The sequence below is a fragment of the Staphylococcus sp. EG-SA-15 genome (assembly GCF_017151895.1).
Lineage (GTDB): Bacteria > Bacillota > Bacilli > Staphylococcales > Staphylococcaceae > Staphylococcus > Staphylococcus aureus.
Window position 1 is genome coordinate 1 of record NZ_JACVZN010000122.1, and the last position, 250, is coordinate 250.

Sequence of the window (250 nt, forward strand, 5' to 3'; positions counted from 1 at the left end):
TGAACGTTTAGCAAGATACTGCGAGAAGCATAATGCAGTTGTGTTATTCAAAATGCATCCGTTCGTAAAAAATAGACTTAATATTTCACGTGAACATAGACAATACTTTATCGATGTGTCAGATCATTGTATTCTTCAATTTGCTCTTCATTTAATGCCGCATAAGCTTGATTAATAATATTTGGATTAAGTTGTCCAATATACTCTAACTGGTCATGATAAACAAATAAATATTTATCCATTGGTAAAT

At 30.4% G+C, this 250-nt stretch carries 1 pseudogene; it reads left to right on the top strand.

Annotated features, from left to right (window positions below):
• Nucleotides 1-124: pseudogene (locus tag IDG64_RS14635) on the top strand (CDP-glycerol glycerophosphotransferase family protein); the annotation flags it as partial.
• Nucleotides 125-250: the final 126 nt, after the last annotated feature.